We start from the raw sequence: 14,756 nt of genomic DNA, 5'->3' as shown, positions 1-14,756 counted from the left end.
TCATGGCGCGCGTCATCGCACGAACTCCAGCACGAAATGCGCGACGATCGTGGCGGCGGTTGCAAGCGTCGCAAGCCAGCTCAACGCGCGCAGCGTCCAGTGCGCGACGAGATCGCCCACGACTTCACGCTTGGAACTGAGCAGCACGAGAAGCGCAAGCACGGGCGTCACCGTCATGCCGTTGACCACTGCGCTCCAGTAAAGCGCTTTCACCGGCTCGACATGGCGCATGGCGAGCACCACTGCGCCGACGATGCCCGCCACCATCACCGCAAGCAGCAGCCACGCGATGCGCCTGTCGCGCCGCTCGCCACGCGGCCAGTCGAACGAACTCGCGAGCGCCTGCGCAGCAGAGCCCGCGAGCGGCGGCAGCGCCAGCAATGCCGAGCCGATGAGCGCGACACCAAGCAGGCGGCCCGCGTAGCCGTGCGCGATGGGTTCGAGCACGCGCGCCATCTGCACCGTCTCGCCTGTGGGTGTGGCCTGCATCAGATGCAAGGTTGCAGCCGCCGCGATCATCATGCACAGCGCGCCTGCATTCGAGAGCGCGGTGCGCAGCAGTGTGTCGCGGCGAATCCTGCGCATATGGCGGTCGAACGGCTGCGCATGCGATGCAGTATCGCGTCCGCCCGCTGCGTTCTTTTCCTGCACTTCCTGCTCGGCTTGCGCAAACATCAGATAAGGGCTGACGGTGGTGCCGAGCACGGCAATGAGCATCGTCACGTACTCTTCGGACCACACGACGTGCGGCACGAACGCGCGCATCGCCACCGTCTGCCACGGTATCGCGACGACCATGATGACGCCCACGTAAGCAAACATGGCGAGCGTCGCCCACTTGAGCACCTGCGCATAGCGCGCATAGGGAACGAACCATTGCAGCGCGATGGACACGCCGCCTCCCATCAAGGCCCACCACATCAGCGAGCCGCCGAAAAAGGCGCGCAACGCCACGCCGATGGCGAGCACATCGACGGCGATGTTGCACGTATTGGCGATGAGAAAGCGCCCGACCGCGAAGTAGTAGAAGAGCGACGAGTAATGCGAGCGCATGTTCGCCGTCAGCCCGCGCCCGGTGATGGCCGCGACGCGCGCTGCGATGAGTTGCAGCGCGACGGTCGACGGATACGTGAGCACGCAGACCCACAACAGGTCGAAGCCGTACCATGCGCCCGCGAGCGTGTATGTCGCGATGCCGCCTGGATCGTTGTCGGATGCGATGCTCGCGAGGCCCGGCCCGACATCGGCGGCCCACGAACGCGCGGGCCGTGCGCTCGCGCGCGAGTCTTCGTCCGCCATCTGCTTGTTGACGCGTTCGCTCATTCGACGGTCCGCCGGCATGATGCGCAGGCAGACGCACGAAACGTTCCTCTTTCATCGACGATACGATGCTGCGGCGCAATGACTCCATGCCGCGAGGCATGCGTATTGCGCAAGACGGTGAGCTGCCGCATGCAGCGCGTTCAAAGGGAGAAGCAACATGAGTAAGTTATCCGGCGCACTCGTCACGGCGGCAATACTGTCGCTATCGAGCGGCGCGTTCGCAGCAGGCAGCGCAGGCGTTGGCGGTCTCGGCGATGCGAAGAAGACGGGCGGCGTGAGCGCCGGCGAGTCGACGGGCGGCAATGGCGGCACCTCGGCTGCCGCTACGGGCGCTACAGGCGGCCCCGGCGGAACGACGGGCGGCGCGGGCGGAACGGGCAACTCGGGCGGGACCGGCGGCGGCAGAACAGCGGCGACGCCGGGCAGCGGCAACGGCGGCACGCAGACGCATCGGGAAACATCCACCGGGTCCGCGCGAAACGGAAGCGCGGGGCAATGAGCGAAGTCGCACGCAGGAAAGGGCCGGCGCCCTCTCCTGCATTGCGTGAACCGAACGCGCCTAATCAGTCATACAGCACGGCCGAAATCTTCGGATCGTTCATGTTGCCCTTGTCGTACCAGTAGAAACCGGTATCGACCTTCTTCGGGAGCTTCTCGCCCTTCAGCGCCTTGACCGCCGAATCGACGACACACTTGCCGATCCCGATCGGGTTCTGCGTAATCGCGCCAAACATCAGCCCCGAATTGATGTCTTCCTTTTGCTCCTTGCCCGAGTCGTAGCCGATCAGCACGAGCTTCTTGCCCGACTCCTTCACGCCAATGGCCGCGCCTTCCGCCGAGCCTTCGTTCGCGCCGAATATGCCCTTGATGTTGGGGTTCGCCTGGATCATCGCCTTCGCGATTTCCGCGGACTTCAGGTGATCGCCGCCGCCGTACTGCACCGACACGATCTTGACGTTCGGATGCTTCGACTTCATTTCATTCAGAAAGCCATCGCGACGATCGATGCCCGTGCGGCTCGTCTGATCGTGCACGATCACGCCGACTTCGCCCGCATTGCCGATGGCACCGGCCATCTTGTCGGCGGCAAGCGCGGCGGCCGCCAGGTTGTCGGTTGCGCATGTCGTGAGCGGTATGTCGCTATCGACGCCCGAGTCGAATGCAATGATCGGAATCTTGTTGTTCTGCGCGCGCTTGAGAAGCGGAATGGCGGCCTTGCTGTCGAGCGCGGCGATGCCGATGGCCTGCGGCTTCTTCGCAAGCGCGGCGGACAGCATGTCGATCTGCTTGTCGACCATCGCTTCCGTTTCCGGTCCCTCGAACGTCATTCTGACCTTCTGCTCCTTCGCCGCCTGCTCGGCGCCCGACTTCACGGCTTGCCAGAATTGGTGCTGAAAGCCCTTGGAAATGAGCGGCACGTAAGGCTCGTCCGCGAAGGCCGCGCCCGATGCCACACCAAGCGCCGCGAAACTGATCAGGATACCGATGGTTCTTCTTTTGAACATGATGGTTCTCCTCCTAAGGTAGGCTATCCGTTTTTGATGTGCTATCTGGTCTTCCAGTGTTCCCCTCTCTCGATCAGCGCTTTCTGCGGCGCAAGATGTCCGCGTACACGGCGAGAATGATGATGAGGCCCGTCACGACGATCTGCCATTCCTGCGCAACGGACATGATGCGCAGCCCGTTCGTCAGCACGCTCATGATGAACGCGCCGATGATGGTGCCGAGAATCGTGCCCGAGCCGCCGCTCAACGAAGTGCCGCCGATCACGACGGCCGCGATCGCATCGAGTTCGTAGCCTTGCCCGAGCGCAGGCTGCGCGGAATTCAGACGCGAGGCAATGAGAAGGCCCGCGATGCCGCAGATCGCGCCGCCAAGCCCATAAATAGCGATCTTCCAGCGGTCCACGTTCACGCCCGAGAGCCGCACCGCTTCCTCGTTGCTGCCAAGCGCGAACGTATAGCGGCCAAGCGCCGTGCGATTCAGCGTGATGGAACTCGCGATGGCGAGGAAGAAGAGAATCAGAACGGCATTCGGGATCGGCACGCTTGGCAGGAAATAGCCGATGAGCGAATCCTGCGAGATCATGTAGAAGTTCTCGGTGTCGGTGAAATAGATCGGCTTATCCGCGGACACGACCAGCGAAAGCCCCTTCAACAGCATCATCATGCCGAGCGTGGCGATGAAAGGCGGAATCTTCATCTTTGCAGTGAGGGTGCCCGAAATGGTGCCGCAGAGCGCGCCCGCAGCGATGGCCGCGACGATGCCGAGCCACATCGGCAGATGCCAGTACGTGAGGAACACGCCGCAAATAACGGCTGTAAAGGTCATCAGCGTGCCGACCGACAAGTCGATGCCGCCCGTGATGATGACGAACGTCGAGGCGATGGCGAGCACGCCGTTGACCGCTGTCGCCTGCAGGATGCCGAGGATGTTGTCCATCTGCATGAATGCGGGCGACGCGAAACTAAAGAAAACCAGCAACAAAATGAGGCTTGCGAACGCGAGCAGCTTTTGCAGGGCGGTCGGTGAAAAGACGCGTGCGCGCAATCCGTTCGTGCGTTTTTCGCTTGCGAGCGCTGCAGTATCCGTTGGCTGTGTCATGGGCTAGGTCCTTCGCGGCTTCAGGCCGCTTGCAGAGTCGGGCGCCGCGTCGCGAGCTGCATGATGCGCTCTTGCGTCGCTTCGCTTGCGGAAAGTTCTCCCGTGATGCGCCCTTCGCACATCACGACGATGCGATCGCTCATGCGCAAGATCTCCGGCAACTCCGAAGAGATCATCACGATCGCCTTGCCTTGCTCGGCGAGCGAGCGCAGCAGCCTGTAGATTTCGCTCTTCGCGCCGACATCGATGCCGCGCGTCGGCTCGTCGAAGAAGAGCACGTCGCAGTCGCGCTCGAGCCACTTCGCGATCACGATCTTCTGCTGATTGCCACCCGAGAGCAGGCGCACCGGCTGCGTGGCGGAAGGCGTGCGTATGCCGAGGAGCCGGATGAAATGCGTCGCGGTCTTGCGTATCTTCGCGCGGCGCAGGAACACGCGCCCCGAGAGGAACTTGCCGAGATTGGACATGACGATGTTCGACTCCACATCCATACCCGTCGCAAGCCCGAAGCGCTTGCGGTCTTCGGACAGATAGCCGATGCCGCGCGCCACCGCATCGCTCGGCTTTTTGATGGACGCCTTCGCGCCCTTCACGATGATCTCCCCGGATTCCACCGGGTCCGCGCCGAACACCGCGCGCGCCACTTCGGTGCGGCCCGCGCCCATCAGTCCGGCGAATCCGAGTATCTCGCCTTTGCGCAGCGTGAAGCACACATCGCGCACGAGCGGACCCGCGTTGAGATGCTTCACTTCGAGCGCGACGTCTCCCTGATTCGCGCCGCCCAGGAACGAGGTCAGGTCAGTGAGCGTGCGCCCGACCATCATGCCGATGATCGTCTCGACACTCGTGTCGTGCACCGACACGGTTCCCACATATTCGCCGTCGCGCAGCACCGTGACGCGATCCGCAATCTGCTTCAATTCGTCCATCTTGTGCGAGATATAGACGATGCCCACGCCGCGATCCCTCAACTGCCGGATGATGCGAAAGAGCTCGGCAATCTCGGCATCGTTGAGCGCGGAAGTCGGCTCGTCCATGATGAGCACCCGCGACTCGAATGACAGCGCCTTCGCGATCTCGACCATCTGCTGGCTTGCCACTGTGAGCGCTTCCACCACCGCGCGCGGATCGAGCTTCACATGCATGTGCGCCAGGATGTCTTGCGCCTGCGCGTTCAGCTTTTCTTCGTCGAGCAGGAGGCCGAGCAGTTTGCGCGGCTCGCGCCCGATGAACATGTTCTGCGCAACGGTCAGATGATTCATCAGCTGCAACTCCTGATGAATGATGCCGATGCCCAGTTCTTGCGCTTCGCGCGGGCTCGTGAATTCGACGGGCTTGCCGTCGACTTGCATCTCGCCCGAGTCGCGGCTATAGACGCCCGCAAGAATCTTCATGAGCGTGGACTTGCCCGCGCCGTTCTCGCCCATCAGCGCGTGGACTTCGCCGGGCATGAGCTCGAACTGCACTTCATGCAGCGCACGCACACCGGGAAATCGCTTGCTTAGCTTGTCGACGGATATGAGCGGAGTCATGAGGTCTTTGAAGGTTGACGTTCGATACTGCGCTTGAGTGCGTATGACGTATCGCCTCCGCGTGTCACGGTTCGAAGAGATCGGGCCTATCCTGCGCCGAGCGATGCAGTTCCGCGACGACCTGATCGAGATGATCGTGCATCGCTTTGGCGGCGGCATCGCCGCGGCCCTTGCGAAGCGCCTCGAAGATGCGCTCGTGCTCGTCGAGCGTATGCACGAGGCGTTCTGGGCTTGCGAGCAGTTGCCTCGCGCGATCGAGCGCATTGCGCGACACCGCGACGATCTCCTTGACGCGGGGCAGCGCAATGGCATCGAGCAGGATTTCATGAAACGCGAGATCGAGCGCATGAAACGCGAGACGCTCGCCGTTTGCCACTGCGTCACGCTGTTGTGCGAGATTGGCGGCGAGCGCATCGAGCGTGGCGCTGCCGCGCGAGGACGCGACGCCGCGCGCGGTTTCGACTTCGAGCGCACTTCGGATGAACATATGCTGACGGATATCGCGCAACGCAATGGGCTTCACGCGCGTGCCGCGCTGCGGCAAAACTTCGACGAGCCCCGCGTGTTCCAGCCTTGCCAACGCGGCTGAAACGGGAAAGCGCGACACGCCCATTCGCTCGCAGACCGCTATCTTGTCGATCATGAGTCCCGGCTCCAGCGCGAGCGTGACGATGGCTTCGCGCAGCGCATGCTCGACGGCGTCCGTGAGGCTGCCGCGCTGAGCGCCACCGCCGCCGACCTTGTGCAGCGCATCATACGGACTACTCACGATGACCGCATCGGATGGAGGGCTCACGGCGTGCTTGATTTCCGTTGAAGATGCTAGCATGCTAGAAAGCAGATTCGATGTTGTCAACGCGTGCAAACGCTAAGGCAATTGAAGAACGGCTCAAGCGCCAAGCCGCATCGAAGCTCATCAGTGTTTTCCCGCAGACCGTAGTTGATCGACATTGCCCCGGAGGGCACACCAATGACCACGATCACCAAGCTGTCCGTTCGGGACATCCGCTTTCCTACTTCGCGTTCACTCGATGGCTCCGACGCCATGAACGCCGCCCCGGACTACTCCGCCACCTACGTCACGCTCGAAACCGATTCGCAAGCCTCGCTCACGGGCCACGGTCTCACGTTCACCATCGGACGCGGCAATGAGATCGTCGTCAGCGCGGTGCAAGCGCTCAGTCATCTCGTCGTCGGCAAGACGCTCGAAGACATTACCGCGAACATGGGCGCGTTCTGGCGCGCGGTTACGTCGGATAGCCAGCTGCGCTGGATCGGTCCGGACAAGGGCGCCATTCATCTCGCGACGGCCGCGGTTGTGAATGCGGTGTGGGACTTGTGGGCGAAAGCGCAAGGCAAGCCAGTCTGGAAGCTGCTCGTCGACATGACGCCCGAGGAACTCGTGCGCTGTCTCGACTTTCGCTATGTGACCGACGCCATCACGCCGCAAGAGGCGCTCGCGCTGCTGCATCGTCATGCGAAGACGCGAGGCGAGCGCGAGAAGGAAATGCACGCGCACGGCTATCCCGCTTATACGACGTCGGCTGGGTGGCTCGGTTACGACGACGACAAGATTCGCCGCCTCGCGCGCGAAGGCGTCGCGCAGGGTTGGACGCACTTCAAGCAAAAGGTCGGCGGCAGTCTTGAGGAAGACGTACGTCGCGCCCGCATTTTGCGCGAGGAAATCGGCGCGGACGCAAAACTGATGATGGACGCGAATCAGGTATGGGATGTCGATGAAGCCATCGCGAACATGCGGCGTCTCGCCGAGTTCGATCCGTGGTGGATCGAAGAGCCGACGAGTCCCGACGATATCCTCGGGCACGCCGCCATTCGGCGCAGGCTCGGTTCGATCGGCGTGGCGACGGGCGAACACTGCCAGAACCGCGTGATGTTCAAGCAGCTCTTGCAGGCGCAGGCCATCGACTTCTGTCAGATCGACAGTTGCCGGCTCGGCGGGCTGAACGAAGTGATCATCGTGTTGCTGATGGCGGCGAAGTTCGGCGTGCCGGTGTGTCCGCATGCGGGCGGTGTCGGTTTATGCGAATACGTGCAGCATATTTCGCTCTTCGATTACATCTGCGTGTCGGCGTCGCTGGACAATCGCGTGCTCGAATACGTCGATCATCTGCACGAGCATTTCGTCGATCCGGTGGTCATACGCAATGGACGCTATATGCCGCCCAAGTTGCCGGGCTATAGCATCGAAATGAAAGCCGAGTCGCTGCAAAAGCACGGCTTTCCGAACGGGGAAGCGTGGCGCACGTGATGCGTTGCATCGCGGCCGCTGGAACGGAATCTGCGGCGTTGCGTGAATCGCCAACTCACGGACATCTGCAATGAACACGCCCTCCAATTCCATTCGCTTCGCGTCGAAAGTCGTCATCGTGACAGGCGCGGGTTCGGGCATCGGCGAGGGTGCTGCGCGCCGCTTCGCAGCCGAAGGCGCATCGGTCGTGCTGGCCGGGCGCACGCAGGACAAGCTCGAACGCGTGGCGCGCGATCTCGATGCATCGCGCACGCTGGTCCACGCTTGCGACGTGTCGCGCCATGAAGACGCCGAGAAGCTGATCGATGCAGCCGTCGCGCGCTTCGGGCGCATCGATGTGCTCGTGAACAACGCGGGCGTCGCGCCGACGGGCCGCATCGACGAAGCATCGCTCGATGACTGGCGCGCGATCATGTCGACCGATCTCGATGGCGTCTTCTATTGCAGCCGCGCCGCGATACGTCATCTCATCGCGGCGAAGGGCTCGATCGTGAACGTGTCGTCCGTGTCGGGTCTCGGAGGCGACTGGGGCATGAGCTTCTATAACGCCGCCAAAGGCGCAGTGACGAACTTCACGCGTGCGCTCGCAATGGATCACGGACGCGACGGCGTGCGCGTGAACGCGGTCTGTCCGAGCCTCACCGCAACGGACCTGACCGAAGACATGCTGGGCGACGAAGCGCTCATGGCGAAGTTCCGCGAGCGCATTCCGCTTGGCCGTCCCGCGCAGCCCGACGACATCGCCGCAGTCATCGCGTTTCTCGCAAGCGATGATGCGCGCTTCGTCACCGGCGTGAATCTTCCGGTCGATGGCGGCCTCAGCGCGTCCAACGGACAGCCGCCGCAAGCGTGATCCGTCAGAAAGTCCTTTGAAACACCCGGATACTGCCCGGTATCCGCCGCATGCCGCACGATACGACGTGCGGCATGGATTCACGCATTCGCTCAATTTTTACCGCGCGGAACGTCGATTGCGTTACCGTGCAGGTCTGCATTCCCCGCAGTTGCCTCGCAGTTGCCTTCTACCCAAGGATTCTCCCGTCGATGGACGCACGCTTTTTCCGCCTGGCGCGCCTGCACTCGTTCATGCCTCTCGCAGGCGTCACGCTGATGCTGGGCGTCGCAATGTCTTTCACCGCGCCTTTTCTTTCCTTGTTCGGCGTGCAGCAGGCCGACATGACGCCGCTGCAACTCGGTCTCTTCATGACACTCATCGCGGCAAGCGGCGTGATCGCAAGCGCCTTTGCCGGCAAGTGGTCGGATAAGCACGGTCATCATCGCGCGCTTTTGATGGGCGCGTTGGTCGCCTCGTCGCTCGGCTTCATGCTGCTGTGCATACTGCGTAGCTATGGGTCGCTGCTCTTCGTCGGCATTGCTTTTCTCGGTGTCGGCAGTGCGGCGATGTCGCTCGTATTTTCGTTCGGCCGCGCGGCGCTTCCCGTTACGGATGCAGCCGAGCGCTCCTTTGCGCTCGCGACACTACGCACCGTGCTGTCGATGGCGTGGGTCTTCGGTCCGTCTGTCGGTGCGCTCGTGCTGGCCGCAGCGGGCTTTCACGGCCTCTTTCTCTTTGCGGCGGCATCGTTCGCGGCATGCGTCGCGATTGCATGGCGCATCAAGGACAAGGAGAAGATGAACGCTGAGCACGCGCCGTATGCGGGCGATCCTTCCTCATCGCTGGAAGTCACGAGGAAGACCGAGCACGAAGAAGCGCACGACCCTGCAAAACAAGAGTCCGGCACGCGCGCGCAGATCTGGCGCTCGACTGTCGCGCTGACGATTATCGGGCTCGCGGCAAACGCGACGATGATCGTATTGCCGCTCTATGTCGTGCAAGGATTGCACGGCACGCAAATAGAAGTGTCGATCATGCTCGGCCTCGGCGCGCTCCTCGAAATCCCGATGATGCTTGCGCTCGGCGCGCGCGGCTCGCGCCTCGACAAACAGCGCTGGCTCGCGGCCTGCGCCGCCGTGCACGTCGTCTATTTTGTCGCAGTGAGCGCGTCGCGCACCATACACTTTCTGATTCCGATGCAGGCGTTCAATGCGTTCGTCGTTGCCGTCACATCGTGTCTCGGCATGACGTACATCCAGGACTTGATGCCGCGCAATCCCGGCGCGGCGACGGCGCTTTTCTTCAACGCATCGCGCGTCGGGTCGATACTCTCAGGCGTTCTGTCGGGCGCACTCGTCGCCGCAATCGGCTATCGCGGAACGTTCCTCGTATGCGGGTGCCTTGCGCTTGGCGCATTCGTTCTCTTTGCGAATCCACCGTTCAGACTCATCCTGCTGCAATTGCGGGGCCGCTGGAATCAGTGGCGGCAACCCGTGCGCTGAGAGAGCACGCGCGTCGGTCAGCCATTGCTCGGACATGCAATCGAGGAGGGTTGCGCATGGACTCAGGCTCCGCTGCCTAAAGCGTTTGCGTCAGTTCGCGGAAGCGCCGACGGATGGCCGCCAGCGCGTGCTCTATTACGTGGATTTAGCGGACGAAGAGACGCAACTGGAGCGCGCCCGTCGTGTGTTTCCGCATGACGGGCGCGATGGCGGTCTCGTCGTGAAGCCGTTTCAGAGTTTCTCGGCCGCTGTTTCGATCAGGGCCTCGCCCTACGTGCACACGTAAAGCAATTACATTTGTTATTCGCCCTTTACGGATGTCGCGCCGCCTTCGTTGCTGGTCTTGTCGCGCTTCTCGACGCCGGCGCCTTCCGTCCCGCCGATTGCATCGTCCTCGCTCGACAACTCTATGAGTCCCTCTTCCTTCATGATGTCCGACGTTTCGACGGCTGTCGGCTTACCGGGACCCGATGGGCTGTTCGCGTGTCTGGCCATGACTGACTCCGTGGGTTGATCGTTCGGTGGTCAAGAGCGCTGCATTCGACGCGCGCCACGTTGCTGGTACGAGCGCATCGAAACAGGCAGACGATAAGCGCGCAATGCATATGCCCACATCGATGCGAGCGTTGGCATGACCCGTGCAGCATGGAGAGTCCTAACGAAGGAGCCTCGCATGAGCACGTCCGATCAGAACCCCCAGCCGCCCGAAAACGAACGCGAAAAAGCACGGCGCGAGCGCGAAATAACCGAAGTCCCCGGATCGTCGGACCGCAGCGGCAGCGGTAATTCCCTGGGCGATGGAAGTAGCAACGATCAGGGTAGAAAGTCGCAAGAGAGTTAGCGAAACGGTCGTTCGCGTATTTGCCTTACCGTTAATGTGTCCCGGCTTAGCACGCGAACGAAATCCCTTGCTCGCTCGGAGCGCGCTTTCGCAAGTCATACAAACGTCACGGCCCTCCCGTAAAAATGGGCGGCGCTCAACGCATCGACAAGCGCGTGCAGTGCGGACTTAGCGCCGTACATACCTCCGATCGAATACGCCGTCAAACACGACATCCTTCCCATGACCCAGCACGATTCGCACGACAGCGGACGCGTTGCATCGCGCCGTGGCTTCCTGAAACTCGCGGGCGCATCCGGACTCGCCACGGCCGCCAATGCGATCAGCGGCACCGCAGCGGCGTCGGCGCCCGATGGCACGCCCGAGCAGATTCATCTGACGTGGGGCGAAGACCCGACGCGCGAGGTGGTCGTCAGTTGGGCCTCGATGGCGCCAGCGGTCAAACCGCGTGTTCGTCTGAGCACGCACGAAGGCCATCCGAGGACGGTCCATGCCGTGCAGCGCACCTATACGGACGGTCTCAACGGCGAGATCGTCTGCACGTATCACGCGCGAATCGCCGATCTACGCCCGGACACGGCCTATCGCTACGAAGTCACCACGGATAACGACAGCAACGCGGCCCAGCCCTTTAGCGCGAGCTTTCGCACCGCGCCGCGCGGTAGAACGAAGTTCCGTTTCACGAGCTACGGCGACCTCGCCACGCCGAACACAGGATGGGTGTTGTCATCGCCGCAAAGCCGCTTCGCGGTGCAGGCCGTCGAGAGATTCGAGCCGCTTTTCCATTTGCTCAATGGCGATCTTTGCTACGCGAACCTGAACCCCACGCATCAGCCCGACGTATGGCGCGACTTCGGTAACAACGCGCAAATTTCGGCGTCGAACCGTCCGTGGATGCCCTGCCCCGGCAATCATGAAATCGAGTTCAACAATGGAAGCGAGGGCTTCAATTCCTACCTCACGCGCTATACGCTGCCCGACAACGGCACGCGTTTTCGCGGCCGCTGGTATAGCTTCCGCGTGAGCACAGTGCTCTTCGTCTCGCTCGATGCAGACGATGTCGTGTATCAGGACGCCGCCGCATTCGTCGCCGGACCCGCGCCGCTCGTGCCGGCCGCGAGCACGGGCAATCCGGCCATTGCACCGGGCACGTCTTTCTATGTTCGCGGATACAGCGCGGGCGAGCAGACTCGCTGGCTCGAAAAAACCTTGCGCGAGGCGTCGCGCGATGACGACATCGACTGGATCATCGTGCAGATGCATCAGGACGCGCTCAGTTCGTCGAAGACCGGCAACGGCTCCGATAAGGGCATTCGCGAAGCGTGGCTGCCGCTTTTCGACCGATACGGCGTCGACCTCGTGCTATGCGGCCACGATCACGACTACGAACGCAGCCATCCGGTGCGTGGCTGCAACCACCACGCGGGGCGCGATGCGCTGACGGGCGAGCGTGTCGATACGCTTCAGCCGCGCCCGGTGGCGAGCTCGCGCCGACCGGACGATCCCATCGACACCTCGCACGGCACTATTCATTTGATCCTCGGCGGCGGCGGAACGAGTGCACCGCTCGACGTGTATGGCACGGACGCGGGCACCGGCAATCCGCAGGCGCAGGTCTTCACGAAGCCGAACCGCCCCGTACCGGGAACCGCGGCCGGCACGTATGTGCGCCCGGTCGCCGATGCGCTCGAAGATGCGATATGGTCCGCGCAGCGCGACACGAGCACGGGCTACGGTATCGCCGTGTTCGATCACGATCCCGGCGAGCGCGGCGGCACGACGTCCATCACCATGCGCTATTACCATGCGCCCGGCGCGGACCAGGCGCCCACCGCCGAGTACGAGCTATTCGAAACCATCGTGCTCGAAAAGAAGTGCGGTCGATGACTCCGTGAAGGTTTTATGACATGCCCGATGATGGCGCCAAAAAAACAATACACTGCGTGCACCTTTGAGCGGAACGGTGCTTGCTCCGCGTTGAACATTGCCATCATCGGGGAACAGACATGAAGAAGGACGAAGCACGCGCCGACGACCGAGCCGCAAGCGCAGAGACGACCTTCACGGCTTACGCGGAACCGCTCGTCGGGGAAGCCATTGCGCAGGCGTCGGCGCTCGAAGGCGCGGGAGATGCGGAGCAACTCCACAAGCTGCGCGTCGCGCTCAGACGGCTGCGCACGCTTCTGTGGGCGTATCGGCCCATCCTCAATGAAGATTTCGACACGCAGCAACGCGCGGTCTACAAGTTTCTCGCGAATGCCGCCGGAAATACGCGCGACTGGGACATTCTGATCGGACTCGTGCAAGAAACCGGCGATTCCGCTCTGCTCGATGCGTTTCGCGCAAACCGCGCAGAGGCCTCGCGAAAGAGCCTGGAAACGCTTGCCCATGCGAGTGTGAAGCAGATCTTGCGCGAAGCGATGAGCGAGGCCAATCGCGAATTGAACACGGCGGCCCAGCGCACGCCGCTTAACCGCTTTGCGAAGCAACGCGTCGTCGCAGCGCAAAAACAACTGAAGAAGCGCATGCGGACCGCTGCCAAGGCAGGCCGTTCCGACTACGCGTCTTTCCACGAAGTTCGCAAGGCCGGAAAGAAAGTGCGCTATCTGCTGGAGTTTTTCGAGCCTCTGCTTGGAAAGAAGCAACGCAAGGGCTTGAAGAACCTCAAGCGCGTACAGAAACGTTTCGGCGCACTAAACGATGTCGTCGCGAGCCGGGAATTGCTGTTGCAGGAACGCGCGTCTCTGCCCGATGCGCAAGCCGCGGAACGAGCGCTGCGCGCGCTGCAAAAGGAACAGAAGCGCCGGTTGAAAGCGGCCGCCCGGCTGCTGTGATATGAGGCGCGAGCGCCTCGACTCAATTCAGCGCGACGGCAGCGGCGGCGCCTACGTGCGACCCTTCTATCGACACCGATGGCTTTCCATCGGGTCCAACGGGTACGTCGCCCACGAGCGTCGTGCGATATAGCTGCCGGTCGAAGTCGAGATCGAAGATATCGGTCGGCGCGAGATGCGCGGTCGTGCGGTTGTCCCAGAACGCGATGCTGCCCGGCTCCCACTTGAAGCGCACGGTGAATTCAGGCCGCGTGACGTGTTCCCACAGCAACTCCAGCAAGGCCTGACTCTCACGCGGCGTCAGTCCGATGACAGACTTGAGGAATCCAGGGCTCACATAGAGTGCGCGTTCGCCGGTTTCGGGATGCACGCGCACGAGCGGATGTTCGCTTACGAGCGTGTGATCGTCGACGGCTTTGGCGAACGCATCGGTGCCGCTCGCGCCTTGAGGCGGCGCAAAGCGATGCACGCCGCGCAAGCCATCGACGAATGCGCGCAGCGGCGCCGAGAGCTTGTCGTAGGCGATGACGAGGTTGGTCCATTGCGTATCGCCGCCGAAGGGCGGAATGGTCACGCCGCGCAGAATCGACGCGAAAGGCGGATTCACGGCCGCCGTGACGTCCGTATGCCAGCCGGTCCACGGACGCAGCAGCGCCTGCCCTTCGAAGCGCGTCGCCTTGCGAAACTTGGAGATCGAGTAGATTTGCGGATGCCCGTCTACATGACCGAACACCGGATGGCCGAGCGTGAGTTCGCCAAACTGCGCGGAGAACGCAACATGCTGCTCATGCGTCAGGAACTGCTCGCGGAAGAACAACACGCGCCACTTCAATAACGCAGCGCGAATCGCCTTGACCTGTGTGTCCGACAAGCGCCGCGTGAGGTCCACTCCGTTGATCTGCGCGCCGATATGCGCGGACAAAGGACTCACCTTCACTTCTGCTTCATGCGCTTGGTTAGCGATGACCGCTGCGTTCACTTGGCATCTCCTTTTGCTTCTGGTTGGAATGCATACT

Annotated in this window: 15 protein-coding genes; 8 read left to right on the top strand and 7 right to left on the bottom strand. The window is 62.4% G+C overall.

The genetic code is table 11. From position 1 onward, the window contains the following. Positions 1–12 precede the first annotated feature (12 nt). Entirely contained in the window at positions 13–1,323 is a 1,311-nt protein-coding gene (locus LDZ27_RS22605) for an NRAMP family divalent metal transporter (protein WP_244817357.1), read from the bottom strand. Between the two features lie 157 nt (positions 1,324–1,480). On the opposite strand from LDZ27_RS22605, the gene LDZ27_RS22600 reads away from it, so the two are divergent. Next, the gene (locus tag LDZ27_RS22600) at positions 1,481–1,822 is read left to right on the top strand and encodes a hypothetical protein (RefSeq protein WP_244817356.1); all 342 of its coding nucleotides are present in this window, start codon (positions 1,481–1,483) and stop codon (positions 1,820–1,822) included. Between the two features lie 64 nt (positions 1,823–1,886). Here LDZ27_RS22600 and LDZ27_RS22595 read toward each other — a convergent pair whose 3' ends face one another. The 4 genes from LDZ27_RS22595 to LDZ27_RS22580 all read right to left on the bottom strand — a co-directional run bounded on the left by LDZ27_RS22595 (position 1,887) and on the right by LDZ27_RS22580 (position 6,288). Further along, positions 1,887–2,828: an ABC transporter substrate-binding protein gene (locus LDZ27_RS22595; protein ID WP_244817355.1), complete on the bottom strand. Its 942-nt coding sequence runs from the start codon at positions 2,826–2,828 to the stop codon at positions 1,887–1,889. Positions 2,829–2,901: 73 nt separating this feature from the next. Continuing rightward, the gene (locus LDZ27_RS22590) at positions 2,902–3,927 is read right to left on the bottom strand and encodes an ABC transporter permease (protein WP_244817354.1); all 1,026 of its coding nucleotides are present in this window, start codon (positions 3,925–3,927) and stop codon (positions 2,902–2,904) included. Between the two features lie 20 nt (positions 3,928–3,947). Then, complete coding sequence (locus LDZ27_RS22585; protein WP_244817353.1) at positions 3,948–5,459, bottom strand: sugar ABC transporter ATP-binding protein; 1,512 nt, start codon at positions 5,457–5,459, stop codon at positions 3,948–3,950. 64 nt (positions 5,460–5,523) lie between these two features. After that, entirely contained in the window at positions 5,524–6,288 is a 765-nt protein-coding gene (locus LDZ27_RS22580) for a GntR family transcriptional regulator (protein WP_244817352.1), read from the bottom strand. A 141-nt stretch (positions 6,289–6,429) separates the two neighbouring features. Between LDZ27_RS22580 and LDZ27_RS22575 the strand changes: the two genes are divergently transcribed. The 4 genes from LDZ27_RS22575 to LDZ27_RS22560 all read left to right on the top strand — a co-directional run bounded on the left by LDZ27_RS22575 (position 6,430) and on the right by LDZ27_RS22560 (position 10,351). Next, positions 6,430–7,728: an L-fuconate dehydratase gene (locus LDZ27_RS22575; protein WP_244817351.1), complete on the top strand. Its 1,299-nt coding sequence runs from the start codon at positions 6,430–6,432 to the stop codon at positions 7,726–7,728. A gap of 70 nt (positions 7,729–7,798) precedes the next feature. Continuing rightward, complete coding sequence (locus LDZ27_RS22570) at positions 7,799–8,581, top strand: SDR family NAD(P)-dependent oxidoreductase (RefSeq protein ID WP_244817350.1); 783 nt, start codon at positions 7,799–7,801, stop codon at positions 8,579–8,581. Between the two features lie 191 nt (positions 8,582–8,772). Beyond that, positions 8,773–10,065 (top strand): sugar efflux transporter, encoded by a 1,293-nt coding sequence (locus tag LDZ27_RS22565; protein ID WP_244817349.1) that lies wholly within the window; start codon positions 8,773–8,775, stop codon positions 10,063–10,065. 85 nt (positions 10,066–10,150) lie between these two features. Continuing rightward, a complete protein-coding gene (locus LDZ27_RS22560) occupies positions 10,151–10,351 on the top strand; it encodes a hypothetical protein (RefSeq protein WP_244817348.1) in 201 nt (66 codons plus the stop codon). Between the two features lie 14 nt (positions 10,352–10,365). Here LDZ27_RS22560 and LDZ27_RS22555 read toward each other — a convergent pair whose 3' ends face one another. Next, positions 10,366–10,560 carry a hypothetical protein gene (locus LDZ27_RS22555; protein WP_244817347.1) on the bottom strand — a complete coding sequence of 65 codons (195 nt, stop codon included), beginning with the start codon at positions 10,558–10,560 and terminating at the stop codon, positions 10,366–10,368. 178 nt (positions 10,561–10,738) lie between these two features. On the opposite strand from LDZ27_RS22555, the gene LDZ27_RS22550 reads away from it, so the two are divergent. The 3 genes from LDZ27_RS22550 (at position 10,739) to LDZ27_RS22540 (ending at position 13,740) form a co-directional block, all read left to right on the top strand. Beyond that, positions 10,739–10,906 carry a hypothetical protein gene (locus LDZ27_RS22550; RefSeq protein WP_244817346.1) on the top strand — a complete coding sequence of 56 codons (168 nt, stop codon included), beginning with the start codon at positions 10,739–10,741 and terminating at the stop codon, positions 10,904–10,906. Between the two features lie 222 nt (positions 10,907–11,128). Then, the gene (locus LDZ27_RS22545; protein ID WP_244817345.1) at positions 11,129–12,793 is read left to right on the top strand and encodes a metallophosphoesterase family protein; all 1,665 of its coding nucleotides are present in this window, start codon (positions 11,129–11,131) and stop codon (positions 12,791–12,793) included. A gap of 119 nt (positions 12,794–12,912) precedes the next feature. Further along, on the top strand, positions 12,913–13,740 hold the full coding sequence (locus tag LDZ27_RS22540) for a CHAD domain-containing protein (RefSeq protein ID WP_244817344.1): 828 nt from the start codon (positions 12,913–12,915) through the stop codon (positions 13,738–13,740). A gap of 22 nt (positions 13,741–13,762) precedes the next feature. Here the strand turns inward: LDZ27_RS22540 and LDZ27_RS22535 are convergent, their stop codons facing one another. Further along, entirely contained in the window at positions 13,763–14,719 is a 957-nt protein-coding gene (locus LDZ27_RS22535) for a TauD/TfdA family dioxygenase (protein WP_244817343.1), read from the bottom strand. Positions 14,720–14,756: the final 37 nt, after the last annotated feature.

It is taken from the genome of Caballeronia sp. Lep1P3, assembly GCF_022879595.1.
In the GTDB taxonomy this organism is placed as follows: Bacteria; Pseudomonadota; Gammaproteobacteria; order Burkholderiales; family Burkholderiaceae; genus Caballeronia.
Note: the sequence above shows the minus strand (reverse complement) of the source record. Positions and strands in the feature narration are given on the sequence as shown.